The organism is Candidatus Neomarinimicrobiota bacterium, assembly GCA_022560655.1.
In the GTDB taxonomy this organism is placed as follows: domain Bacteria; phylum Fidelibacterota; class Marinisomatia; order SCGC-AAA003-L08; family TS1B11; genus JADFSS01.
On record JADFSS010000030.1, the window covers coordinates 1 to 24742 of the forward strand.

30 protein-coding genes are annotated in these 24742 nt (G+C 60.0%); 24 read left to right on the plus strand and 6 right to left on the minus strand.

Features of this window, described 5'->3' with window-relative positions; genetic code table 11:
- Nucleotides 1-278 (minus strand): siphovirus Gp157 family protein (locus IH971_06040; protein MCH7497391.1); only part of this gene is annotated, 278 nt, incomplete at its 3' end.
- A gap of 220 nt (nt 279-498) precedes the next feature.
- On the opposite strand from IH971_06040, the gene infA reads away from it, so the two are divergent.
- Genes infA through IH971_06080 form a run of 8 tightly spaced genes read left to right on the plus strand, consistent with a single transcriptional unit; the run spans nt 499 to nt 4994 of the window.
- Complete coding sequence (gene infA, locus IH971_06045; protein ID MCH7497392.1) at nt 499-720, plus strand: translation initiation factor IF-1; 222 nt, start codon at nt 499-501, stop codon at nt 718-720.
- 40 nt (nt 721-760) lie between these two features.
- Nucleotides 761-874, plus strand: a complete 114-nt coding sequence (rpmJ, locus tag IH971_06050) for a 50S ribosomal protein L36 (protein MCH7497393.1) — start codon at nt 761-763, stop codon at nt 872-874.
- Nucleotides 875-917: 43 nt separating this feature from the next.
- Nucleotides 918-1283: a 30S ribosomal protein S13 gene (rpsM, locus tag IH971_06055; GenBank protein ID MCH7497394.1), complete on the plus strand. Its 366-nt coding sequence runs from the start codon at nt 918-920 to the stop codon at nt 1281-1283.
- A gap of 39 nt (nt 1284-1322) precedes the next feature.
- The gene (rpsK, locus tag IH971_06060) at nt 1323-1715 is read left to right on the plus strand and encodes a 30S ribosomal protein S11 (GenBank protein ID MCH7497395.1); all 393 of its coding nucleotides are present in this window, start codon (nt 1323-1325) and stop codon (nt 1713-1715) included.
- Nucleotides 1716-1731: 16 nt separating this feature from the next.
- Nucleotides 1732-2343, plus strand: coding sequence for a 30S ribosomal protein S4 (gene rpsD / locus IH971_06065; GenBank protein MCH7497396.1), 612 nt, complete (start codon nt 1732-1734; stop codon nt 2341-2343).
- A 22-nt stretch (nt 2344-2365) separates the two neighbouring features.
- Nucleotides 2366-3331: a DNA-directed RNA polymerase subunit alpha gene (locus IH971_06070; GenBank protein ID MCH7497397.1), complete on the plus strand. Its 966-nt coding sequence runs from the start codon at nt 2366-2368 to the stop codon at nt 3329-3331.
- Between the two features lie 15 nt (nt 3332-3346).
- Nucleotides 3347-3778, plus strand: a complete 432-nt coding sequence (gene rplQ / locus IH971_06075) for a 50S ribosomal protein L17 (GenBank protein ID MCH7497398.1) — start codon at nt 3347-3349, stop codon at nt 3776-3778.
- Nucleotides 3779-3830: 52 nt separating this feature from the next.
- Nucleotides 3831-4994, plus strand: coding sequence for a family 10 glycosylhydrolase (locus IH971_06080; GenBank protein MCH7497399.1), 1164 nt, complete (start codon nt 3831-3833; stop codon nt 4992-4994).
- Nucleotides 4995-5007: 13 nt separating this feature from the next.
- On the opposite strand, the gene IH971_06085 is transcribed toward IH971_06080, so the two are convergent.
- The 3 genes from IH971_06085 to IH971_06095 form a co-directional block, all read right to left on the minus strand.
- Nucleotides 5008-5721 carry a ZIP family metal transporter gene (locus IH971_06085; protein MCH7497400.1) on the minus strand — a complete coding sequence of 238 codons (714 nt, stop codon included), beginning with the start codon at nt 5719-5721 and terminating at the stop codon, nt 5008-5010.
- A 107-nt stretch (nt 5722-5828) separates the two neighbouring features.
- Complete coding sequence (locus IH971_06090) at nt 5829-7046, minus strand: alkaline phosphatase family protein (GenBank protein MCH7497401.1); 1218 nt, start codon at nt 7044-7046, stop codon at nt 5829-5831.
- A 28-nt stretch (nt 7047-7074) separates the two neighbouring features.
- Nucleotides 7075-7542: a DoxX family protein gene (locus IH971_06095; GenBank protein MCH7497402.1), complete on the minus strand. Its 468-nt coding sequence runs from the start codon at nt 7540-7542 to the stop codon at nt 7075-7077.
- A 246-nt stretch (nt 7543-7788) separates the two neighbouring features.
- On the opposite strand from IH971_06095, the gene IH971_06100 reads away from it, so the two are divergent.
- Together IH971_06100 and IH971_06105 are read left to right on the plus strand one after the other, a co-directional pair.
- Complete coding sequence (locus IH971_06100) at nt 7789-8190, plus strand: hypothetical protein (GenBank protein MCH7497403.1); 402 nt, start codon at nt 7789-7791, stop codon at nt 8188-8190.
- Nucleotides 8191-8205: 15 nt separating this feature from the next.
- Complete coding sequence (locus tag IH971_06105) at nt 8206-8433, plus strand: hypothetical protein (GenBank protein MCH7497404.1); 228 nt, start codon at nt 8206-8208, stop codon at nt 8431-8433.
- Nucleotides 8434-10303: 1870 nt separating this feature from the next.
- Here IH971_06105 and IH971_06110 read toward each other — a convergent pair.
- Complete coding sequence (locus tag IH971_06110; GenBank protein ID MCH7497405.1) at nt 10304-11101, minus strand: CPBP family intramembrane metalloprotease; 798 nt, start codon at nt 11099-11101, stop codon at nt 10304-10306.
- A 611-nt stretch (nt 11102-11712) separates the two neighbouring features.
- Here IH971_06110 and IH971_06115 point away from each other — a divergent pair.
- On the plus strand, nt 11713-12231 hold the full coding sequence (locus IH971_06115) for an ester cyclase (GenBank protein ID MCH7497406.1): 519 nt from the start codon (nt 11713-11715) through the stop codon (nt 12229-12231).
- 75 nt (nt 12232-12306) lie between these two features.
- Here IH971_06115 and IH971_06120 read toward each other — a convergent pair whose 3' ends face one another.
- The gene (locus tag IH971_06120) at nt 12307-14037 is read right to left on the minus strand and encodes a CehA/McbA family metallohydrolase (GenBank protein MCH7497407.1); all 1731 of its coding nucleotides are present in this window, start codon (nt 14035-14037) and stop codon (nt 12307-12309) included.
- Nucleotides 14038-14165: 128 nt separating this feature from the next.
- Between IH971_06120 and efp the strand changes: the two genes are divergently transcribed.
- From efp to IH971_06185, 13 genes are all read left to right on the plus strand, one after another.
- Complete coding sequence (efp, locus tag IH971_06125) at nt 14166-14729, plus strand: elongation factor P (GenBank protein ID MCH7497408.1); 564 nt, start codon at nt 14166-14168, stop codon at nt 14727-14729.
- A gap of 27 nt (nt 14730-14756) precedes the next feature.
- Nucleotides 14757-15218, plus strand: coding sequence for an acetyl-CoA carboxylase biotin carboxyl carrier protein (gene accB, locus IH971_06130; GenBank protein ID MCH7497409.1), 462 nt, complete (start codon nt 14757-14759; stop codon nt 15216-15218).
- A gap of 71 nt (nt 15219-15289) precedes the next feature.
- Nucleotides 15290-16651, plus strand: coding sequence for an acetyl-CoA carboxylase biotin carboxylase subunit (accC, locus tag IH971_06135; GenBank protein ID MCH7497410.1), 1362 nt, complete (start codon nt 15290-15292; stop codon nt 16649-16651).
- Nucleotides 16648-17025, plus strand: a complete 378-nt coding sequence (gcvH, locus tag IH971_06140) for a glycine cleavage system protein GcvH (GenBank protein ID MCH7497411.1) — start codon at nt 16648-16650, stop codon at nt 17023-17025. Before accC ends, gcvH begins: the two co-directional genes overlap by 4 nt.
- Entirely contained in the window at nt 17022-18362 is a 1341-nt protein-coding gene (gene gcvPA, locus IH971_06145) for an aminomethyl-transferring glycine dehydrogenase subunit GcvPA (protein MCH7497412.1), read from the plus strand. The genes gcvH and gcvPA overlap by 4 nt, the downstream gene beginning before the upstream one ends.
- On the plus strand, nt 18359-19102 hold the full coding sequence (locus tag IH971_06150) for a geranylgeranylglyceryl/heptaprenylglyceryl phosphate synthase (protein ID MCH7497413.1): 744 nt from the start codon (nt 18359-18361) through the stop codon (nt 19100-19102). Before gcvPA ends, IH971_06150 begins: the two co-directional genes overlap by 4 nt.
- Before the next feature lie 38 nt (nt 19103-19140).
- Nucleotides 19141-19716, plus strand: coding sequence for an SIS domain-containing protein (locus IH971_06155; GenBank protein ID MCH7497414.1), 576 nt, complete (start codon nt 19141-19143; stop codon nt 19714-19716).
- Nucleotides 19674-20627 carry a site-specific tyrosine recombinase XerD gene (gene xerD / locus IH971_06160; protein MCH7497415.1) on the plus strand — a complete coding sequence of 318 codons (954 nt, stop codon included), beginning with the start codon at nt 19674-19676 and terminating at the stop codon, nt 20625-20627. The genes IH971_06155 and xerD overlap by 43 nt, the downstream gene beginning before the upstream one ends.
- A gap of 104 nt (nt 20628-20731) precedes the next feature.
- Complete coding sequence (locus tag IH971_06165; GenBank protein ID MCH7497416.1) at nt 20732-21367, plus strand: site-2 protease family protein; 636 nt, start codon at nt 20732-20734, stop codon at nt 21365-21367.
- Nucleotides 21364-21504, plus strand: coding sequence for a hypothetical protein (locus IH971_06170; protein MCH7497417.1), 141 nt, complete (start codon nt 21364-21366; stop codon nt 21502-21504). The genes IH971_06165 and IH971_06170 overlap by 4 nt, the downstream gene beginning before the upstream one ends.
- A gap of 7 nt (nt 21505-21511) precedes the next feature.
- Nucleotides 21512-22633, plus strand: a complete 1122-nt coding sequence (ftcD, locus tag IH971_06175; GenBank protein MCH7497418.1) for a glutamate formimidoyltransferase — start codon at nt 21512-21514, stop codon at nt 22631-22633.
- A gap of 29 nt (nt 22634-22662) precedes the next feature.
- Entirely contained in the window at nt 22663-24450 is a 1788-nt protein-coding gene (gene mutL / locus IH971_06180; protein ID MCH7497419.1) for a DNA mismatch repair endonuclease MutL, read from the plus strand.
- Nucleotides 24451-24473: 23 nt separating this feature from the next.
- Nucleotides 24474-24742: ATP-binding cassette domain-containing protein (locus tag IH971_06185; protein ID MCH7497420.1), on the plus strand; the 269-nt coding region annotated here is incomplete at its 3' end.

Sequence of the window (24742 nt, forward strand, 5' to 3'; positions counted from 1 at the left end):
CGCTTGCCAACTGATTCCATGGATTGTTGCAAGTATTTCTTTAAGTTCCGGCTGTTAGTCTCAATCGTCGATTTCCGCTCCTGTAGACGTTTAATCTCATTCGCAAGTGTAGAGGACTGACCGTCCAACTCTTTTAACACTTTGGCGATGTTTTCTGCTTTGTCGTCTTCCATTCTGCTCTCACGTTGCTGCGTTTCCTGTTTCAGGCGGTTCCATTTATCCTGCACGGCTCGAAAAACCTTATTCAGATCCTCTCGGATCTCTTCCCCCTCAGGCATTTTGCTCCAACACCTCTTTGGCGAGTTGGCGGTATTCCCGGCAAGCGCGGGCACGGGGAGAGTAATGCAGAACCGGCATTCCCCTGATGGGAGCCTCTGCAAGTTTCGCGTCGACGCTGATGACCGTTCGAAAAAAATTATCCTTAAAGAGGATCTTTCAACGTATTAAGCATGGGGTTGACTTTATTGGGCTTTTCCTATACGATAGAATTTGTATTTAATGTCGGAAGATAAGAGCACTAAAGAGACGAAGATCGGGACGGTTGTTGAGGCATTGCCTGATACGATGTTTCGGGTGAAGCTTGATGATGGTAAAGTGATGCTTACTTATCTAGGAGGTAAGATGCGGCATTTCCGTATTAGAGTTTTAGTAGGTGATCAGGTGAAAGTAGAATTAAATCCTTATGATTTGTTAAGAGGTCGTATCGTACAGCAATTATGACTCTTCAACAAGTTTATGGTAATGTTGAGCAAGTTGAAACATGAAAGTTAGAGCATCGGTGAAAAAAATGTGTGCCAAGTGCAAGATCATCCGCCGGAAGGGGGTCGTGCGGGTCATCTGCGTGCACGGCCGGCACAAGCAGCGCCAGGGATGATGCGATGATCGCCTCAGCATCCGCACAGGGAAGGGGCTAGTCCGTGGCCCGCATTGCAGGGGTCGATTTACCCCGGAACAAATCCGTGGCCTACGCGCTGCCTTCCATATTTGGCATTGGACTCTCGCGCTCGAAGCTGATTTTGGATGAGGCCAAGGTTCCCCAGGACACGCCCGTGAACAATCTTACCGAAAAGCAGGTTGTGGCCATTCGCAATCTGATCGCCGATAAGTTCAAAGTGGAGGGCGAGTTGCGCACGGAGGTGAGCATGAACATCAAGCGTCTCACCGACATAGGCAGCTACCGTGGTCTTCGCCACCGTCGGGGCCTGCCGGTGCACGGGCAACGTACCCACACGAACGCACGCACCCGCAAGGGGCGCAGGCGCGGTGTTGGGACGCGCAAATAAGGGTCTGCCGAAATAATGGCGATAAAGGAGTAACTGGATTTGGTACAACGACCAGCCGGGCGCAAAAAAAAGAAACGGGTTGTGGTGGAGCCTGAAGGCATCGCCCACATCAAGGCGAGCTTCAACAACACCGTCATCACCATGACCAACCGCTACGGGAACGTCATTTCGTGGGCCACCGGCGGCACCAGCGGCTTTAAGGGCTCGCGCAAAAGCACGCCGTTCGCGGCTCAACAGGCCGCCATGCAGGCTGCCAAGGAAGCCATGGACATGGGACTGGCCACCGTTGAGGTGCGGGTCAAGGGACCCGGCAGCGGCCGGGAGGCGGCCATCCGCTCCCTGCAGGTCGCCGGCCTGGAGATTAGCGCCATCAAGGATGTAACCCCCATTCCCCACAACGGCTGCCGCCCGCCCAAGCGGCGGCGGGTCTGAGGAGGGGCAAGGCAGTATGGCGCGCTATCTGGGCCCCCGTGGCAAGGTTGTCCGTCGGCTCGAATACCCTGTATTTGAGTCGCCCAAATTTTCCTCTGTGAGGAAGAATTACCCGCCGGGCCAGCACGGTGCGTCTCTGAGGCGCAGGGTCTCCACCTACGGCCTGCAGCTGCGCGAGAAGCAACGCCTGAAGCACCTGTACAGCGTTCTGGAGCGCCAGTTCAGGAATTACTTCAAGAAGGCTGCAGCTATGGGCGGACCTACCGGCCACAATCTGTTGTTGCTGCTGGAATCGCGTTTGGACAACACCGTCTACCGCCTGGGCCTGGCCACCACCCGGCGCGCGGCCAGGCAACTCGTTAGCCACCGCCATTTCCTGGTGAACGACAGGATGGTCAATGTGCCCTCCTACCAGCTCAAGCCCGGCGATGTTGTCAAGGTCCGGGAGAAAAGCAAGCAACTGGAGATCATCCATAACGGCATGCGGCGCATCACGGATGAAAACCAGATGCCCTGGCTCGAACTGGACAAGGCTAAACTCACCGGCGTATTTCTGGCCGGTCCCCAGCGTGATGAGATTCCCGAGACCGTCAACGAACAGCTGGTCGTTGAATTATACTCTAAATAACCTGTACCCGAAGGACATTTGAATGCAAGCCACAGATAGTCAGTACGATCTGCAGTTGAGCGAACATAACGGCCGCCACGCGACCCTGGTCGTGGAACCTCTGGAGCGCGGCTACGGCATCACCCTGGGCAATGCCCTGCGCCGCATCCTGCTGACGGCCATACCGGGGGCCGCCATCACCTCCATCAAGGTTGAGGGTGTGTTGCACGAGTTTACCACCATACCGGGCGTCATCGAGGATGTGGCCGACATTGTGCTGAATCTGAAGCAGGTGCGGTTCAAACTCAATGAACTGAAACCGACCCCCGTTACCGTTGTGTTCAAGGGTAGCGGCGCTGTCACGGCCGCGGAAATCGGCAAGGCTTCCCCCCAGTTCGAGGTGCTCAATCCCGATTTGCTTATCTGCACCCTGAACGGTGAGCGGGAGATCAAAATGGAGATCCGGGTCAGTCGCGGCAAAGGCTACGTCGCGGCGGAAATGAACAAATTGCCCGATGCCCCCATCGGTACCATATTTCTGGACGCCATCTACAACCCGGTGTCAAAAGTCACCTTCGACGTGCAGCCTCTGCCCGCCTCCAAGGTGCTGGATGAGCGCCTGACCTTGGATGTGTTTACCGACGGTTCCATTGTGCCCAAGGATGCCGTCAATTATGCGGCCTCGCTGCTGCACGGCATGGCCAATATTTTCACCTTCGAAGAGTCGGCCCCCATCGTCGAGGTGGAAACCAAGATTGACGATTCCGACTTGCAGCTGCGTAGCTTGCTCAAGAAGAGCATCGACGAGATGGAGCTTTCCGTGCGCAGCCACAACTGCTTACAGTCCGCCGGGATCATGACCATCTACGAACTGGTGACCAAGGACGAGGCGGAAATGCTCAAGTTCAAGAACTTCGGCCGCAAGTCGCTCACGGAACTGCAGGAAAAGTTGGGCGAGATGGGGCTATATTTCGGCATGAAGGTCGACCCCATTCTCATCGATAGTTAGGCCCGCGGACGATTCATGCGACACCAGAAAAGAGGGCGCAAGCTCAATCGTACGGCCAGCCATCGTAAGGCACTGATGCGCAATCTGGCGTTGGCTTTGATCGTCCACCGGCGCATCCAGACCACCGATGCCAAGGCCAAGGAGCTGCGTAGCTTTGTCGAGCCGCTGATCACCTTCGCGAAGCGGGGTACGCTGCACGCCCGGCGGCAGGTTTTGAAAGCCCTTCCGGGCAAACACGGACAGGCCGTCACGGCCATGCTCTTCAATGACATCGCGCCCCTGTTTGCCGAGCGCAACGGCGGCTACACCCGCATCATCAAGCTGGGCAACCGCACCAATGACCGCGCCCCGGTCTCCCTCATTGAGCTGGTGGACATCGCGCCTGCCGCTGCCGAGGCCGATACAGACGGGGAGTCGGCGAAGGGCGGCAAGAAAACCAAAGATTAAGATCCGGCACTTGCTCAATTGCGCTCACCGTCCCCCGGTACTGAGCATGCCTGTGAGCCGTTCCTGGAAGGTAGCCGCGCTGGTTGCCTATGTTATGCCCCTGGTAGCGGCCGGCGGCGAACTGGAGCCATTGAGCATCAGGGGTATGTGGATCGTCCGGGACAGCATGGTCAGCCGCGAGGAGATCGACGCTGCCCTCACGTTTGCGCAGCAAGGCGGGATCAACCACGTTTTTGTGCAGGTGCGGGGCCGGGGCGATGCCTATTACCAGTCGCTACTGGTGCCCCGCAGCTCCCGCGTCCGCCAGCGCGGCTTCGATCCCCTGGGTTATGCCATTTCACGAGGGCACCAGCTGGGCCTGAACGTCCATGCATGGGTGACCACTTATCTGCTCTGGTCGGCTCGTACGCCACCGGAGACCGGAGCGCACATCTATCACATGCACCCCGAGTGGCTCGAAGTTGACGCCGCAGGTCTGGCCCAGGCGGACATCGACCTGGGTGCGCCCCGGGACGGCACCTTCGAGGGGATTTTCCTCTCCCCGGTTCATCCCGAGGTCAACGGCTATCTGCAGTCGGTTTTCACCGAGATCATTCTGAATTACGACATCGATGGGCTGCACCTGGACTACGTCCGTTACGGTGATCTGGACCACGGCTACAACGCAGCAGGCCTGGCCCGGTTTCGCAGCGAATACGGGTTCGATCCCCGGGACATCCTGCAAGTCCGGCAGTCAGGGGGCTTTGAAGAGGCAGGGCCGGCAGCGGGCAAACTGGCTGACTGGAACGACTACCGGCGCCAGCGCATCACCAATCTGATTACCGCCCTCCACGCCGTTATCATGCTCAGCGGTAAGGAAATCATGCTCACCGCCGCTGTCAAACCCAATGCCCGCGTCGCCCGTCACAAATACTTTCAGGATTGGTCACAGTGGCTTCGTGACGGCATCCTCGAGTATGCCGCGCCCATGAATTACACGCCCGATCTGCAGCAGTACCTGGAGAATATCACTTCGATTTCCGAAGTCCTGCCGGCCGAGCATCGGCGCAGGGTCATCATGGGTGTGGCCACCTATAATCAGGACGCACCGGCCACGGCGGAAAAAATTCGTATGGCCCGGCTCTACGGCTACCGGGCTGTCAGCATCTTCTCATACGACGCGCACAAGACCAACCTGCCTCACTTTGCACCGATCTTGGATATATTGAACCGCTAGAACTCTCGGCGGCCTACACATCCAGCCAGTCCACGGCCAGCATGGCAAAGATGCCCAGGCTCAGCGCCGCAAACGTGATCAGCCGTTTTTGTCCGGTGTGAAATGCCTCCGGCAGCAGGTCCATCGTGGCCACATAGATAAAGGTTCCTGCCGCCAGAGCAGTCGGTATGGCCGTCTGTGACAGGGACAGTGCGTTCACCAGCAGTGCTGAGAGCAGCGCTCCCAGCGGCGTCAAGCCGGCGAAGACACCCAGCATGATCACGGCCTGCTTGCGGGGAATATTTGAGAGCCGGAAGACAGTCGCCAATGAAAAGGCGGCCACGGCCTTGTGGCTCATGATGGCCAGCACCAGGACTGCCGCCAGTTGCGGCGCGGCGACTCCGGTACCCAAGGCGAAGCCCTCGGTCAGGCTGTGCAGACTGAGCCCCACAAAGGCGCTGATCCCCAGCACATGATGGCGTTGCTGCCCGAGACCTTCGTCGCTGCTTTGCGGCCGTCCCAGCACAACCCGTTCCACGAGCAATACGATGGTAAAGCCAAGCAGTATCATGGCGTTGGTGAGATTGCCGGGGTGATTGGCAATGGCCTTGGGAACCAGGTGGAAAAAAACTGCCCCCAAAAATACCCCGGCGCCAAAGGCGATGAAAAGATGCAGTTGCCGGTCGCTCCAACGACCCAGCATAGGTGGCAGGGCGCCTAATACCGACGCCAGGAGGATGCCCAGCAAGGATCCGACCAAAGTGAGACTCGACATGGGCGGCAAGTTACGCCTGCGGTGAAAGGCCGTGAAAGGCCGTTCATTGACGCACGGCGCCATGGTCAGCAGTGCGCCGGTCAGTTCAGCAGAACTTTCACCGAGTCAAAACTGCCGTCGTTGGGGGCGGCCTCCAAATCCAAGAGGGCGCACATGAGGGCGTAGAGGTGAATGTTCTGGAAGGCGGGCACCTGCAGGCCGCTCTTGAACGCCGGGCCCCACCCGATGAATATTCCCCGCATGGACGCAAGGCGGTTGTCGTAGCCGTGATTATTCCCGTTGAAGCGCGCCGGGTTGACGTCATACCAAGCATGGCTGGTGACGCTCCAGCCTTCATCAGCAATCCCTATGATGGGCGGAATGCGGTAGTGGCTGGAATAGTGCAGCCGGGTCGGCAGTTCGCTTCTCCAGTTAATCTGCAGTTGAGGGTGGGCATTTTTCAGGGCCGCATAGATTTCCTCCTCAATTGCCGGCGGCGGCCTCAGCGCCAGGACGGGGGACCAGTCGATCACCCCAGCCGTCTCCAGGTCCACATAATCGTCCAAAAAGATGACGCGCGAGGAATCGGTGGCCGCCATGCCGTGATCCGAGACCACGATCACGTTGATCTCCTCCATGATGCCGCGCTCCGTCAGTTCATGAAAGAGCACCCCCAGCGCAGTATCCACGCCGGCGATGGAGGCCGCAAGGGACGAGTCGTTGCCCCCATGGCCCTGGTCATCAACATCGGGAAAGTACATGCTGATGAATGTTGGGCGGCGGTGGGGTGGCAAGTCCAGCTGCGCCAGCACCTGCCTGACCTTTTCAGCATGGGGCATCCAATGGTCGAATTCGAGCCAGTAGCTGGGGCGCACACCGCTGATTTCGGCCTCTGAGCCGGGCCAGAAGATGGGCGCGGTAAGTTGCCCCTGTTTTTCCGCCGTGACCCACAACGGCTCTCCGCCGTACCAGCGACCGTCGGCTACCGCCTCGCGATTGCCGAGGCTGAAGGTGTCGCCGATCACGGGGTCGAACATGGTGTTGGCGATGATGCCGTGGTTGGCCGGATACAACCCCGTAACCATCGAGTAGAAGTTTGGAAAGGTCCTGGTGGGAAACACCGGGATCAGCCCCTTGGCGCTGACGCCGGATGCTACCAGACGGTCCAGGTTGGGCGTATCGGCCAGGCTGCGGTAGTCCCACCGAAAGCCGTCCAACGCGATGAGCAAGATGGTGGGTTTCAGGCGCGACGAGCTGCCACAGCCCATCAACAGTGCCACGGCCAGCGCGACCAGCGCACCGGGCCTGAGGCGCGTCATGCGGGGGTATTTCGGGTAGACCCGCGGCCTAGAGATCATACTTTGCGAGGGCCGGGAGCAGGCGCTTGACGGTCCAATCACTGCGCAAATTCAGGTAGGCGACAGTCAGAGCAGCCAACAGCAAAGGGTAGAGATAGGCATCGCCGAGCGAGCCAAGCAGTCCCAGCCGGCCGTCCGCGAACTTGAAGTTCAGCACCATGATTACCGCGCCCCAGCTGGCCGGTTTCATCCAGAATCCGGCGAGAAAGGCCAGCCCTACCGCCAGTTCACCCCCTGTGACCAGATAGCGCAGCAGGTTGCTGGCGGGGAGGGCAAAGCTCTCCAGATAGGACTTGACCCAGCCCTCAGCGGATTCGTGCGAGCGCTCAAGCCGGACTTCGAGCTTGTTCTCCTGCAGCCATCCATCGGAGGCCTTGCCCCAGCCGTGGTCCAGCCAGAAAAGGGCCAAAGAGAGCCTGAGAAGCAGCAGGAAAATCAATGCATTTCGGGTCGGCACGGTGCTCCCTGGTAAAGGTATTTGGCAACGGCGCTTGAGGCGATTTGACCGGGAAAGTTACACATTTCGCTGGCGAGGTGCCTCATCGAACCGGGCAGGCCGCCCGCCGGACACGGGTAACCCTTGCTAACCACGCCAGCCAGCCCTTAAAATCCTGCGGCGCCAGCGAGCAGGTTTGGCGTGCCATGTGAACAGTCCAGTCGAGAGAGGCAAAACGTGTACCGCTCAGGATCTTACCGAAGATGGATGGCAGCCCTGCTGGCCGGCGCCTGCTGGCTGGTGCTGGCCACGCCCGTGTGGGCCAACGTAAAATTTTACTCCATCGTGCAGCAGGTCTGCCGATCGTACCGCGTGCCTGTGGACCAGGCGCAAATGGCCCTGAATTATCCTGCGGGCGGCACCACCTTCGACCTGGCCCTGCAAAGCCGGCGCAACAACTACCAGGAGGTGCTGCTGGTGGGCTACATCGCCTCCAGCCAGGCCATTGCCCGCACGGGCGTGGAGGTCCAGACCATCAGCGTGACCGTGAGCGTGCCCGGCGCCGACAACATGGTGCTGATGACCACCGCGGACGCGGAGATGCTGGGCGACCTGCGCCTGGGGAAGATCAAATCATCGCAATTTCTGCGGCAAATCGAATGGAATTAATCAAGGAGGACTGACGTGCTATCATTTGGCGATACCATGATGCTTTATCTTCGATCCATCGGCTGGGCTCTGGCCGTCTCCATCGGGTTTTCCCTGGGCACGGCCATCGCTATCGCCATCTTCGCCCTGATCTCCCGGGACATCGACGAGTGGGCCGAGATCAGGAACAAGAACTACGGCGTGGCGGCCATTTTCGTTGCGCTGATTGTGATGATCGGCCTGCTGGTGATGAGCGTGGTCTGAGCGCCTATCGGCGGTCCCTCCCCATTGCCGCTGAAAGCCCCGCCGCCAAGGTGGGGCTTTTTGCAGCTGGCCAGCGATTTCAAAGAGCCGGCGCCTCAGGCCGTTTCCGGGCCGTTTTTGCCGCCGCCGTTGGCGGGGTTCGGCCGCGTTTGCCACCGCCGTTGGCGGGGTGAACCCCTCCCCCCATGCCTGGGTCACGGTCACCGACGGAAAAGGTGACCCAAACATGGCCCAAAGGTGGCCCATACTTGATGCCTTGCGGGAAGCGGCGGAAACCGGGCGGGATGTCAAAGAGCTTTCAGCCGGGGAGTTGCCTGCCTCCGCCGAAGCAGAAACCGGTCACATTAGGGTCACATTGGTATCACTTTGGTATCATGCTTCCCCTCGGTGACCGTGATACCACCCCCCCGGGGGGCAGGGCCGGGAAATTGTCAAAGCGCGGGAGGAATGCCGGGGAACAACTCACCGCCCCCGTCCCGAAGCATCGGGAGGCCCCCTCTTCCCGCCGTTGGGGGGACAGGCTCACAATAGAGGGGGAAGAAGGCAGAGACCCGGCGCTGTTTTGGGGCCATGCTTGCCACCGCCGTTGGCGGGGCAATGGGGGAAGAACAGTTCATGGCGGAAGTTAGCGCCTGGGCTGGCGGGCTGGCGCGCGTGGATTGACGCAGCGGGGGGGAAGCAAAGACAGCCCAGGGATGCAGCATGATCAGATTTGCCGACAATGGGTTTTGGGCGCAAACCGAAAAGGTGGCAGGCGGGAGAGAGGGCTGCTGAGGAAGCAGTGGCCGTAGCCAGGACCGAATGCATCCCCAGGCCCACAGCCTTATACTTCTCTCCACCATGTGCCCTTCTTCAGCGCAATCTAACCTTTGAATTCACCTGCATTTTGGAGCGGAGAGAAAAAATGTCAGGTGGAACAATTTGTTATCTGTTTGTTGTCTTTAACGGTTCGTGTAGGGCGCGTTTTAATACGCCTTACACATTGTTGTAGCCTGTGATTTTAAATTTTTATTATCAGATCATAAACGTTGACAATTGTTATTTCCGATACAACCGTTTATTTAGGGTGAATACGTAATATCCCAATCCTAAAAAATACCCAACAGCAATAAAACTATACCAATAGGGAAAAATGCTAAGGGTATCATGGCTTCCAGTCAATAGTATATAGGCATGTAATATTACCGAGCCATCGAGATGAAAAATTAACAATCCATAAATTATCTTATCCCATATATTCTTGAAAGGTATTCTATGCGCATATATAATTAATCCCAAACCAGCATATCCTCCAACTACCACAACCAACCAGTCAGCTTCAAAAGGAATTTCTTCGTATGATAAGTTATATATAAGACGGAGGATGTGAATCACGGTACCGCCGATATAGGGCACGATCGCAACGCGAGCGAAAGTTTTATAATAAAATGAATTCACAAGGAATACATATTAAAAGTCATTTAGTTCTCTCATCTATGGTCTTTTTGCATTGGCTACAACGAGTGTATAAAAACAATTGTTCTTATAACCCCAATTTAGCGGTATAAACACAATTGCGTTTATTTCTTACTATATCTCGCATTTATTCCTTCGATACATAACGCTCAAGTTGACCCGCGTGGCGGTGAAGCACCGCGCCAACGATCGCAAGAAGCAGACAAAGTGTCTTCATTTCAATCCTCCTTCACCATTCCCTAGTAGGTTTCGCTCCGGATTCTCAGGCAATGGCAGTTCACTTGGCGGCCTAACGTCTAGTCGCTCAGCCGCCGCGCCCTGCCGCCACTCCTCACTCGCCGACGATAGGTGCCGGGGCGCAGTCGGCTGCATTTGGTTTGTTAGGCTAAAATTCATGGGTTTCAACAACAAACGTTTACCCAAGTATAAGGATTAGAACACCTAGAATTGTAAAAAGAAAGTTGCCTACAAGGTGTCCCACTAAAGCCGGCCAGATGCTCTTACTTTTGTATATTACAAAAGCAAAAATGAGACTCCCAACTAGAATTGTCGGTAGTAACCAAAGCTGAAAACTGTGATACAAAGCGAAGAGCACCGCATTGATAACCCAACCAATACTTCCGTACCTTGATAATTTTGGAAGTATCCAAGCCCTGAAATAGAATTCTTCGGCCATTATATTAAGGAGGAGAGTAATCGCCATAAGCGGTATCAGGACGAATTGTCCTTTAAGCGGAAGGCCAGGTGAAAGAACGGATTGGTCTACTTCTGCTGGATTAATTAATGGATTTAGAAAAAAGGGCATATAATCTGGTATTGTTAAGCCTGTGGCTTTCATAAACGGTTCAACTAGCTGTACAGCAATCATGGCAAAAGCGAAACCGACAAATAGAATTACAATATAGATTAGCCATTGTTTGAATGAAAGTCTCTTTAAACACATGCGAGAAGTAAGTGGAATGTTGAGCTGCCTGGCTTCAGATCGCAGTAGGATAAAAGCTACTATTACAAAGCCCAAAAGCATTACTGAAGCGATAGACGGCCAAGCAATCAATACAGGGGTTCCACTTTTCACTAACATTGGGAGGACTAAACGAAAGCCTACAAAGGCAAAAGCGCTTGGGAGAGCGAAGGCTAGCAATAACTGAATAATTGAAAGTTGCTTTGTTTTGTCCCAGTCGAAGTTATTTGATGTCATATTTTTCCTTTTCACTTTCTCTCATTGTTTTGGCCTAACTACTGTTTATATGGTTTCCAGATAAACCCGCTTTCGGGCCTTGCTTCCAGATAATATTCCAGCCACAAGACATTGCCCTTCCTTCAGTGAGCTAAAGCCGTCTTCGCGCTGTTTCGGGGTCTTATATGGCTTGCGACATAACACGCCTCGAATTCCCGTTTGTGGCCATGTAATTTCAGGGCCATCGAAGCCTGTTCCCGCCACACTCTTTGCCGGCTGGGAGAAATGTCAAGGGCCGCCAAAAGTTAGGTCAGCGGGTGTGTTGTCACAACATGAGGGCTTTTACATTGCACCCAATCGGTTCAATTTCCTGTTCACGTCTCAGCGTTCTCCTGTTCACCGCTACTACTCGTTATCCGGTTTGGAGAAAATTCAGTAGATGCTTAAATTTCAGTAATCAGTCAGTAAAGAAGACTGTTAACGGATATTTCATTGCATAATGTATGTGAGGTGCCGGAAAGGCACTGATCCCTGTCCTGCCCGACTACCCTGTTGTTCTTCAGACGAGAGGAAGCAACTGCATCGTATTCCGCTCGACCCGATGAGTGCCTGAATCTGCACTGACATATGTATAGGAGGAATGCATTATGGGGAATGGTTTACTCGTCCATGTGAAGACGGTCTCAGCGGTTGCGCTGGGGCTTCTTTTTTTCGCCAGCGGATGCGGGCAGCAGGATACATCGCAAGAGTGGGATCGCATAACTAACACCTATGTGGAAGCCTGGAATACGGGAAACCTGGAGATACTGGATGGTATCATAGACGCGCAGTTTGTGCGGATCATGGGTTCGACAACCTCATCTGAGGGCCTTGATTCATTGAAGAAAGTGATTGCCTCAATCCGAGAGACCTATCCGGATATCCATGTCACCGTTAACGAGCGTATCCGATCGGGGGATCTGTCAGCAACCCGATGGTCATGGACTGGCACACACTCGGGTCTCGGTAACTCCGCCCTAAAAGGTAAGCAGGTAAGCAATACAGGGATGAGTAGATCCCGGATGACAGACGGGAAACTGGTTGAGGAATGGGTTGAGACAAACCAACTCGCCTTGATGATGCAATTGGGGTACACCCTTTCGCCCCCTACAGGCGCTGACGAATAAACCCTGGTTGTTCCGGTAGCTCCCAATGAGCGGCAGCAGAACATTTTGGCATCGGGAGAGCATGAGCAAGTGCTGTCAGGTGACCGGCCGGGGCCCCATGACATGGGAGTTGCTGGCCTCCAGCCACAGCGGGTTGGTCATGGCCAGGCCGCGCTGGTCAGCGGCTTCCCCCCCGGCGCGCCGCCCCTCCGGCAGCCAGGACTCCACCTCGCCCCGCAGATAGGTCGTGCCGGCCCCAACAGTGACGGTCCCCGACCAGCTGGCAGCCAGTTGCTCGCCCTCTAGGGGCGCCTCCACCACGGTCTCCTCGTCCGCCGCTCCCACGCGCCCCCGGATCAAGCGGTAGCCCGCCAGAGGCCCGAACTCCTCCGTGCTGGCCAGTTCCAGGCGCACGGTTGCCTCTCGCGCTTGCAGGGTCTCGCCGATGGCGGCGGTGCGGCCGTTGCTGGTGGCGGTGAGGTTGATGAACGGCCCATTGCTGATGATGCAGCGCCCGGCGGCCAGCCCCGCCAGGATAGCGTTCATATCGCCGGGCGGTGCCCCCAGCACGCCCGTGCGACAGGTGCCCATGACGTGGTTGCCACGCTCCCACAGCGACATGAAGAGGAGGCGGATCTGCCGGTGCAGATTGAAGTCGCCGTGGGCATCGCTGCCGGCGTAGATGAACTTGCGGTGGCCCTGGAGGAGCAGCTCGATCCACGCCGCCACGCCATGGAAAAAGCCCGGGTCCAGCTGGCCGTTGAGTATCTGCAGCCCGGATATGCCCGGCGTCAGGGCATCAAACTTTTGCCACAGACCCCGGTTGAGGATGGCCCACTGCGCGAACGGAACCGGCGCGTAAGGATGGGCGGCGATGGCGACGCCGGGATGGTTGGCATTGGGCTCGGCGGAGTTGCCGTCGGTTGACTCACCCGCCAGCGCCTGGACCAAGCCGGGCAGGTCCAGTTCCGAGCGTCTTGAGGACAGCCGCTCGCCGCCGTCGCCGGAGCCGGGCAGAAAGTGGGGATGACCCAACACCAGCGTGTGAATATTCCTGTCCAGGGTGTTGCGCACCGAGACTTCCTCCCCCGGCACAATTAGGGCGCCACCCTCCTGAGTGTTGAGCTGGGCGATCTGCTGCCTGGAGGTATGCCATTTGGTGAGCTTTGGGTCGCTGGCCCGCCACTGGCCCGGGAGGTCGTCCAGATCGTAGGAGTGGTCGGTGGCGCAGACAAAGCCCAGCCCCAGGGCGGTGGCCGCCGCCCGGGTGGCTTCCAGGGGGGAGCCAAATTCGATCATGTCATCGGTAAGGGCCGTGTGCGTATGCAGGTCCCCCCATACCACGTCCTCGCCCGGCAGCGGCTCACTGGCCAGGTGCACGCGCAGGGGCGTGGGCCTGAGGGCTGGCAGGTTGTGGTTGACGCAGCTGCGCGCTTTGCCGCGTACCGTATAATGGAAGGTGACCCAGAGGCTCACGTCGCCGCTCTGCCGGGGCCGGTCCAGCATGATGATGCGGTGCCACCAAGGCCCTGACAGCATTTCGCCGATGCTGAACTCCTCGCTGGGGGCCTGTTCCTGGTCCGTGTCGAGGCGCACTTCCACACGGTCCAGGCGCAGGGGGTAGCGGTGGGCGTCCTTGACCAGCAGTAGCAGGGGCAGGGGGCGGCCCGGCTCCAGCCGGTGGGGGGCATCGGCGAGGATCTCGGGTTCCCGGCGGAAATAGCGGCTGGGCAGGGGCCACCAGCGGTAGTGCATTTCAACGTACAGGACTGCGCCCGGGAGCAGCCAGGCGACCTGGGGCCACGTACTGGAGACCTCGATAATCATGGGCGCTGAAGTTAGGTTGGGGCGCTCAGCAATCCCAAGCCAGAAGGGGCGAACCCCCCTTGCCTGCCGAGGGGGCCGGGTTTAAATTCCTGCGCTTTCCAAGGACTACCACGCTTACCGGGGAAAAATTGGCAACGACGGCAGATTTCCGCAATGGACTGGTTTTGGACCACAAGGACGGCTTGTGGAAGATCGTGGAGTTTCTCCACGTCAAGCCGGGGAAGGGACCTGCCTTTGTGCGCACCAAGCTGAAGAATGTCCGCACGGGACAGGTGGTGGACGAGACCTTTCGGGCCGGACAGAAGATCGAGGCAGTGAAGGTGGTTGCCCGTCAGCTCACCTACCTCTATAGCGACGGCGACATGTACCACTTCATGGACCGGGAGACCTACGACCAAGCCTTCCTGACCGCTGAGCAGTTGGGCGATGCGGTGGACTTCCTGGTTGATAACATGGAGCTCACCGTTACCTTCAGGGGTGAGGACCCCATCGAGGTTCGGGTACCCCAGCACATGAACCTCAAGGTCGTGAAAACCGAGCCGGGCCTCCGGGGGGATACCGCCACTGGAGGCAGCAAGCCCGCCACGCTGGAGACAGGCGTGGCGGTGCAAGTGCCACTTTTTGTCGAGGTTGGCGAGACGATTCGCATCGATACCCGCGAACGGCGCTACATCGAGCGGGTGAAGGGCTAGCCGGCCCGCCGGCCGGTCCCACGGCTGATGCTCAATAACAAGCTCAGGGAAATCATTGCCATCGTGGAGGCCAGCAATGTCTCCGAGGTGGAGGTCTCCACCTGGTGGGGTCGCAAGATACGCGTGCGGAAAGGCAGCGCCGATACGGTGGCGTCCGCGCAACCTCCCGCCGTTACGCCGCCCGCTGTCCCGCAACTGCCGGACCGCGAGGCCACCCCGGCGCCGGAGCCCGTCGTGGACACGTCCAAGCTCAAGCAGATCCAGGCGCCCATCGTCGGCACGTTCTATCGCGCTCCATCGACGGATGCGGCACCGTATATCAACACGGGCGACAGAATCGAGGTGGGGCAGGTGATCTGTATTATCGAAGCGATGAAGATCATGAACGAGATCGAGAGTGACGTGAGCGGCACGGTGGTGGAAATTCTCGCTGAGAACGCCACCCCGGTGGAATTCAACCAGGCCCTCGTGGTCGTTGATCCCAGTTGAGCACCGCGATGGCAGGTGCGTGCCGACCCCGGCACCAGCCCCCCGGCCGCTTCCGGGATTGACCCCGGGACGTGTTCAAGAAGGTGCTCATCGCCAATCGTGGTGAGATAGCCCTGCGGATTATCCGGGCCTGCCACGAGCTGGGCATCTCCACAGTGGCGGTCTACTCCACGGCAGACGAGCTGGCTCTGCACGTGCGCTTTGCCATCGAGGCCGTCTGTATCGGGCCGCCCGAGAGTGCCCGGAGCTACCTGTATATACCCTCCATTATTGCCGCCGCCGAGCTCACGAACGCCGATGCCATCCATCCCGGCTACGGATTCCTGGCCGAGAATGCGGAGTTCGCCTCGATCTGTGAGGAACACGAGATTACGTTCATCGGTCCCAGCGCCGACACGATCCGCCTCATGGGTAACAAGGCCGAGGCGCGCAAGACCATGGTCAAGGCGGGGGTGCCGGTGACGCCGGGATCCAGCGATGTGGTGCGCGATGTGCAAGCCGCCTTGGAGTCGGCAGAGGAGCTGGGGTATCCCGTGATGATAAAAGCCTCCGCAGGGGGGGGTGGCAAGGGCATGCGTCGGGCCGATACGGCTGAAATGTTGCCCCAGGCCTTCACCCAGGCCCGCAATGAGGCCCAGAGCGTCTTTGGCAACGGTGATCTGTACGTGGAGAAGTTCGTCTCCGAGCCGCGGCACATCGAGGTGCAGGTGATGGGCGACCTGGGGGGCCGAGTGGTGGCCATGGGCGAACGGGAGTGCTCGATTCAGCGCCGGCACCAGAAGCTCATCGAGGAGTCGCCCTCGCCCTTTGTAACCGAGGACCTGCGGCAGGAGCTCTCCGCCGTCGCCGTGCGGGCAGCTGAGGAAGTAAATTATCGCGGGGCGGGCACGATCGAATTCCTGCTGGACGCCGATCATAACTACTACTTCATGGAGATGAACACCCGGATTCAAGTGGAGCACCCGGTCACGGAGATGGTTTACGGCATCGACCTGGTCAAAACGCAGATCAGCGCCCACGCAGGGGTTCCGGTGCCCGATTGGGTGGCAACGGCGAAGTTGCGGGGGCATGCCATCGAGTGCCGCATCAACGCGGAGGACCCGGCCCACGATTTCCGTCCTTCGCCAGGCATGATTTCCAGTTTCCACGTCCCCGGCGGCACGGGGGTGCGCGTCGACACCGCCGCCTACGCCGGTTACGAGGTGCAGCCCTATTACGACTCCATGATTGCCAAGCTGATTGTTCACGACCTGACGCGGGACGCGGCCATCAACCGGATGCAGCACGCGCTGGAAGAGTTCGTGATCGAGGGCATCGCCACGACCATTCCGTTTCATCAGCAGGTGCTGGCCCATCCCGATTTTCGCAGCGGGCAGTTTACCACCGCTTTTCTGGATTCGTTCCATTATCAACCTGTTGAGGCTACCGTATGAAGATTCCCGCTCAGCTGCTCTACTCCAAGGACCACGAGTGGGTGGCGCTGGACGGCGACGAGGCCACCATAGGCATTACCGATTTTGCCCAGGGGGAGTTGGGCGACATCATTTTTGTGGAGTTTCCCGAGCCGGGGACCACGTTCAGCCAGGGGGAGGCCTTCGGAACCATTGAGGCGGTGAAGACCGTATCCGATCTGTTCCTGCCCCTGGCCGGAGAGATCACCGCGCTGAATACGTCCCTGGAAGATGCCCCGGAGCAGGTCAACACCGATCCCTATGGCAAGGGCTGGATTGTGAAGATGAAGGCGTCCAACCTCGACGAAAAGCAGCAGCTGCTGGATGCGGCCGCGTACGAGGCCATCATCGCGTGACACAGCAGCACCCCTACATACCTGCAACCGACGAAGAGGAGCAGGGCATGCTGGAGGCCATCGGCGCTGCTTCCTTCGAAGAGCTGGTGAGCATCATACCGCCTGACCTGCGCGTCGCGGGCGAGCTGGGGTTAGGCCCGGGCTTGTCGGAATTTGAGGTGTCCGCCGAGTTGCAGCGCCTGGCCGCGCTGAACCGACCCGCCAGCAGCGGCGTCTGCTTTCTAGGTGGGGGCGCCTACGACCACTATACGCCCGAAGCCGTCAAGGCCATCGCCCAGCGCTCGGAGTACTATACGGCCTACACCCCCTACCAGGCCGAAGTCAGCCAGGGCACCCTGCAGGTGATGTACGAGTTCCAAAGCCTGATTTGCGCGCTCAGCGGTCTGGACGTGGCCAACGCCAGCATGTATGACGGCGCCTCGGCGGCGGCGGAAGCCTGTTCGCTGGCGCTGGGGGCCACCGGCCGCAGCAAGATTCTCCTGCCCGACACGCTGCAGCCCCAAATCTTGCGGGTCATCGCAACCTATCTCCAGAGCCGCTCCGCCGAGCTTGTGACCGTGGGCAGCCGGGACGGACGCCTGGACCTGGATGAGCTCGCCGCAAAGTCCAGCGCTGCCGCCGCCGTGGTTGTGCAGTCGCCGAACCGGCTGGGTCTGGTGGAAGACTGGGCCGGGGCCAGGCAGGCGCTGGCCAGCGATGACACCGTGCTCATTGCCAGTGCCGATCCCCTGACCCTGGCAATCCAGGAGAGTCCCGGCGCGGCCGGCGCCGACGTCTACGTGGGTGAGGGGCAGTCACTGGGTATTCCCTTGTCCTATGGCGGGCCTTATCTGGGGCTCATGGCGGCGCGGCAGAAGTACATTCGGCGCCTGCCGGGACGCATCGCCGGTCGTACCACCGACCAGCAGGGCCGGACCGGCTTCGTCATGGTATTGCGGACGCGGGAGCAGGACATTCGCCGGGAGAAGGCGACCTCCAATATCTGCACCAACCAGGGGCTGCTGGCCCTGTGGGCGACGGTCTACCTTTCCCTCATGGGCAAGGCGGGGCTTCAGCAGGTGGCCAGGCTGTGTTTTGACAAGAGCCAGTACCTGGGCAGGGCCATCGCGGAGCTGCCCGGGTACGAGCTGCCGTACGGATTTGGGTACCTCAAAGAGTTTGTGGTGCGCACGCCCCGTCCGGCCGGAGAACTGCGCAGCCGCGCCGAGGAGGAGGGGGTATTTATCGGCACCACGGCGTGGCAGGGCGAGGAACTGCTGCAGATCGCGGTCACTGAAAAGCGCACCCGCGGTGAACTGGACGGACTCGTGGACCTCCTGCGGCGAGCAGGGTCGTGAGCGTATTTCAGACGCTTCTGGGGCAGCTCGACAACCAGTCGGCCAACCACCTGGTGCTTATCGACCCTGACCGGAAAAACGACGGACGGATTGACGGCCTGGTGGCGAGCGTCAACGAGTCCGGCGCCGATGCCATCCTGGTGGGCGGCAGCCTGATCATGGACGGAGGGTTTCAGGACCGTGTGATGGCCATCAAGACCGCGGCCAAGGTACCGGTGATCCTCTTTCCCGGCTCGGCCACGCAACTTTCCAAACACGCGGATGCCGTGCTGTTCATGTCCCTGCTCAGCGGGCGGAATCCCCAGTATCTGATTGGCGAGCAGGTGCAGGCCGCACCTTTGCTTAAGAACCTTGGCCTGGAGGTGATCCCCACCGGCTATCTGCTTATGGCGGGGGGCGAGCCCACGGCGGTGGAGTTCATGAGCAACAGTCAGCCCCTGCCGGCCAAAAAGCCCGACATTGCCCTGGCCCACGCCCTGGCGGCCCAGTATCTGGGCATGGCGCTGGTCTACCTTGAGGCGGGCAGCGGTGCGGCGACAGCGGTGCCCGATGAGATTATCCGTCGCCTGGCAGCCGAGGTGGAGATTCCTCTGGCGGTGGGGGGCGGCATTCGCACCCCCGAGGAGGCCGCCGCCAAGGTCAAGGCCGGTGCCCGTTTTATTGTCACGGGATCCATATTTGAGTCGGACTCAGGCCCCGACACCATGGCCAACATTGCCACCGCCGTGCATGAGGCCTAGCGGCCGTGTCTGAGGCAGGGAAAGACCCGCGCGCGCTGATCGCGGCCCACCTTCAGGCCGCCGCCACCACCCTGCAGGCTGCCAGCAGGGATTGCCTGGATGACGTGCTGGCCGCGGGGGAGTTGCTGGCTGCAACGCTGAAGGCGCGTCATACCGTTCTGTTGTGCGGCAACGGCGGGTCGGCAGCAGACGCCCAGCACCTCGCGGCCGAACTTATGGGACGCTTCATGGCTGAGCGCCGGCCCCTGCCTGCCGTGGCCCTGACCACCGACACTTCATTCCTGACCGCGTGGTCCAACGATGTTGGCTTTGAGTCGGTATTTGCCCGGCAGGTGGAAGGCCTGGGACGGCCGGGCGACCTGCTGGTGGCCATTTCCACAAGCGGCGACTCGCCCAACATCATCGCGGCGGTGGCGCAGGCCCATAAACAGGCGCTGGCGGTGATCGTGCTCACGGGGGCCAGTGGCGGCAGGCTGGCGGATGCGGCCGGGCCAGGGGACGTCATCATCAAAGTGCCCTCCAGCGACACGCAGCACATCCAGGAAGGGCACCTGGCCGTGGGGCACGTGCTGTGCGCTCTGGCAGAGAGCGCTATCGCGAATCAGCAGGCGTGAACGGTCCCGAACTCTCACTGGGACAAGACCACCTCCAGGAATATCTCCTATACGCCAAGATCGAGCGCAACCTGTCGCCCACGACTCTGGAGGCCTACCGTACCGATCTGACCCGCTACCTGACCTGCCTTGCCGACGCGGGGATCGGCGATCTCGAGGCCATCCGCCAATCTCATCTGCGAGCCTTCACCCGCCTGCTGAGCGAGGTGGGTCTGTCGGCGGCCACCATCCAGCGGGCCTGCTCGGCCGTGCGCGGATTCCACCGCTTCCTAGTGGCGGAAAAGTGGGTAACGCGCGATCCGTCGGCCTTTCTGGAGTCGCCCAAACTGCCTAAGCGTCTGCCGAAGGTGCTGGACGTCGCGGAGATTGACGCCATTCTGGCTGCGGTGGACACTGGCAAGCCGTTGGGCGTCCGCGACCGGTCGCTGCTGTCGCTGATGTACGCCTGCGGCCTGCGGGTGTCGGAGCTCATCGGGCTGCGGCTCACCCAACTCATGGCGGAGGCCGAGATGGTGCGCGTTTTAGGCAAGGGCGGCAAGGAGCGCGTGGTGCCCATCGGCCAGCGGGCTCTGGACGATCTTGACACCTACATCTATACGGTACGGCCCAACCTGGCCCGTAAGGGTAAGAGCACCGGAGAAATCTTTCTCAATGCCCGTGGCAACCCCCTCTCCCGCATGGGCGTGTGGAATATTCTCCGCCACTGGGCCGATGCCGCCGGAATCCAGAAGGAGCTCTCACCTCATACCTTGCGCCACAGCTTTGCCACCCACCTGCTGGAAGGCGGCGCTGATCTGCGGGCCATTCAGGAGATGCTGGGGCACGCCGATATCAGCACCACCCAGGTCTATACCCACCTGGACCGCAGCTACCTCAAGGAGGTGCACCGCGCTTTTCATCCCCGGGGGTAGGGGTCGCCCGAAAGGGTGCCCGCAGCTCGTTTCTGGCGTTGTAATTTCACCCCACCCGGGGCCGTCGCAAGGGCTCCGATTCAAGTAGTAAGCAGGCAGTCAAATTGAACCCGCAGATCCTCATCCTCCTGATACCGGTCATTCTACTGGCCCTATCGGTGCACGAGCTGTCCCACGGGTTGGTGGCGTACCGGCTGGGGGACCCTACGGCCAAAAATGCCGGGCGGCTCACGCTGAACCCCCTCTCCCATCTGGACCCCATCGGCACCCTGATGCTGTTTTTGGTGCACTTCGGCTGGGCCAAACCGGTGCCGGTGGACCCGCGCTACTTCGAAAACCCCAAGCGGGACATGCTGTGGGTAGCGCTGGCGGGCCCCGGCTCCAACATGGCCCTGGCGCTGGTGAGCGGGCTGGTAATCCGGTTCATCAACGAGTACCCGGAGCTCTTTTTGGGCAGTTTCGTCGGCGGGGCCTTCTATGTGATGATGAAGCTGAGCCTGCAGATCAATCTGGCGCTGGCCATCTTCAACCTCCTGCCGGTGCCGCCGCTGGACGGCTCGAAGATTCTATACGGCCTGCTGCCGCCGGAGTATGAGTATGTGGCCGCCCGTCTGGAGCGTTACGGGCCGACGGTCCTGTTCTCGCTGGTGCTGTTCAGCATGATCACCAAGATCCCGATTTTCTGGATTTTCATAGGTCCCTTCATAGGATTCTTCTCCATCCTGTTTGCCGGGGCATGAGATATTTCCAACGCCGTCGCCCCGAGAGTTTTCGCCGACTGCGCACCGTGCGCTGGAGCACCGTGGCCATCTGGCGCTACCTGGCCTTGCTGATCCTGGTGCTGATGCTCGTTAAATTCTTGATTTCACTGGGTTAGGGCCGGCATGAAACTGGTGGCATGCGCACCCAACTTTTCCGAAGGTCGTGACCATCGGGTGATCCAGGCCATCACGCAAGCTATTGCCGGCGTGGACAGGGTGCGCCTGCTGCACGTAGACAGCAGCCGGGATGCCAACCGCACCGTGGTGACCTTTGTGGGGGAGCCGGAGGCTGCGGGAGAGGCGGTCCTCCAGGCGGTTGCCCGGGCGTCCCTGTTCATCGATATGGCCCAGCACGAGGGGCTCCATCCGCGCATGGGAGCCCTCGATGTCTGTCCCTTTATTCCGCTCCCGGGCATGAGCATGGACGAATGCGTCCAGCTGGCCCGACTGGTTGGCGAGCGCATCGGCAAGGAGGCGAAGATACCGATATACTATTATGGCGCGGCTGCAAGTGCAGAAAATCGCAGGCGGCTGGCTGAAATTCGTCGTGGAGAATACGAGGGTCTTGAGGAGCGAATGTCCGATCCGGATTGGCAGCCGGACGCGGGTCCGACGGAATTCAATGCCCAGTTGGGGGCCACGGCTGTGGGCGCCCGGGAGTGGCTCATTGCCTACAACGTGAATCTCAAGGCCAAGGGTGCTGCGGTGGCTCAGGCCATTGCCCTGGCCATTCGCGAAACGGGACCGGTGCAGCGTGACTCGCAGGGCAGATTGCTGAAGGACAGTGAGGGCCAGCCCCTGCGCCGTGCGGGCACGCTCCGGGCCTGCCGGGCCAGGGGCTGGTATCTGCCGCGCTTCGGGCTGGCGCAGGTCACGATGAACCTGGAAAACTGGAAGGTGACCCCACCCCATGCGGCTTACGAAGAGGTGCGCAGGCAAGCCGCGATGCGGGACGTGAAAGTCATCGGCAGCGAGCTCGTAGGGATGGTCCCGCTCGCGCCCATGCTGGCGGCGGGCCGGCACTTCCTGAGCCAGTCGGGTAGGACCGAGGAAGCGCTGGAGGAAGAGCTGATCGGTTCCGCCGGCCGGGTGATGGGCCTGTCGGCGGTAAAGGAGTTTGACCCTTTCAACCAGGTCCTTGAGTACCGTCTGAGCCGGGAGGGGGGCGAATGGGCCCGTTTTGTAACCGGCATGGACACGCGGCGCTGGACCAAATCTGCCATCTATGAAATCACCAAAGATTAGTTACGCCGTCGGCCCGGTGGGATAAGAGCGTGGGGAAGATCAAACGCATGTCCGCTACCCTGGCGGATCAGATCGCCGCCGGCGAAGTGGTGGAGCGGCCGGCCTCGGTTGTCAAGGAGCTGGTGGAGAACGCCCTGGATGCCGGGGCCAGCGACGTGGCCATTGTGGTGCAGCAGGGTGGGCAGAGCCTGATTCAGGTCACGGATAACGGCGCAGGCATGGACGCCGCCGACCTGGCGCTGGCGTTTGAGCGGCACGCCACCAGCAAGGTGGACTCACCCGCAGATCTAGTCAGTATTGCCACACTTGGTTTCAGGGGCGAGGCCTTGCCCAGTATCGCCTCGGTGGCGCAGGTCTGGGCGCGATCATCGGCCGACCTCCACGAGGGCAGTGAGATTACCATCAAAGGGGGCAAGGTTACGGGGGTGAAACCCGCTGCGGCCGCGGGGGGGACCACCGTTCGGGTGAAAAATCTGTTTTACAATACGCCGGCGCGCAAGAAGTTTCTCAAGCGCCCCGCACGGGAGACCCAGTACATCACCGAGGTGGTGCGCCGGTTCGCTCTCTGCTTTCCCCGGGTGGCGTTCAGCCTGACCAGCGGCGAGCGGGAGACCTTCCGGCTGGCACCCATGGACCTTGAGGAGCGCATCGGTGCCGTCTACGACCCCTTCTATCAAAAGTCGCTGCAGGCCGTCTCGCTGGAAAAGCCGCCGTTCAAGGTGGAAGGCTACGTAGGCAACCTGAGTCTGGTGCGCGGCCGGCCCGGCGAGCAGTACATTTTTCTCAATGGACGCCCCGTGCAGGACCGCCTGCTCAATAGCGCCGTCTATACGGCCTACCGCTCACTGGTGAGTCGGGGGGAATATCCCTTTTTCGTCCTCAACATCAGCATGCCGTTGGATGGGGTGGACGTCAATGTGCATCCGGCCAAAACCGAGGTGCGCTTCAAGGATGAGTGGCGGGTTTACCACGTGGTCAAGACTGCCGTGACCGAGGCCATCCGGGACATACCCGGCATGATGCCCGACTTTGTCACAGCTGACGCTGGCGGCGGTCCCCCGGCCTACAATCGAGGTGACGCAGGCTCCCGGCCCCCGTACGCCGACGCCAGCAAGCTGTTCGAGGGCGCCCCCCGGCCAGCGGGCGCTGCCGGGAACGGGCCTGGCGCGGGGGACCTGCCGGCAGGGGGCACCGCCTCGGCCCTGGCCGTCCCGGCCACGGGGAGGCCGCCCCTGCGGCCCGAAGCGCCCTTTAACCCGGAATCCATCTGGCAGGTGCACAGCAAGTATATCCTTAGCCAGGTGGCCTCGGGCATCGTCCTTATTGATCAGCATGTGGCCCACGAACGCGTGCTTTACGAGGAGGCGCAGAAGGCCTTCGCCGGCCAGGCGCGCCCGTCCCAGACGGTGCTGTTTCCCACCACCCTTGAATTAGCTCCCGACGAATTCAGCCGGCTGCTGGAGATGCTGCCCAGCCTGGAGGCGCTGGGTTTTCGCATTCGTGAGTTTGGGAAGCATACCGTGGTGGTGGAGGGGGTGCCCAGCGATGTGGCCTGGGGGCGGGAGCGGGAGATCCTGCGGGATGTGCTGGACCGCGCCACCGAGGCCCGCAGCGGCGCGGAGTTTCTCGAAAAGCTGGCTGCCAACTACGCCTGCAAGGCCGCCGTGAAGGCCGGCGACCCCCTGACGCAGGAGGAGATGGCTTCGCTGGTAGACCGCCTGTTTGCCACGGAAAACCCCTATTATTGCCCCCACGGCAGGCCCACCATTGTCCACCTGTCCATGCATGAACTGGACAAGCGCTTTGAGCGCATATAAGCCTGAATACCTCCAGCGCTAGCATGACACCCGTCATCCAGATTGAGGGCCTGAGCAAGACCTATCGCCGGCGCGGAAAGCCCGCGATAAAGGCGGTAGACGACCTCAGCCTGTCCGTGGACGGCGGGCAGATCTTTGGTTTCCTGGGGCCCAATGGTGCGGGCAAGACCACCACCATCAAGATGATCTGCGGGCTGGTGACGGCCGATGCCGGCGGCGTGTGGGTCAATGGCCACGATGTGGTGAGCGAGCGCAGCGCCGTCATGCGGGACATCGGGGTGGTGTTGGAGGG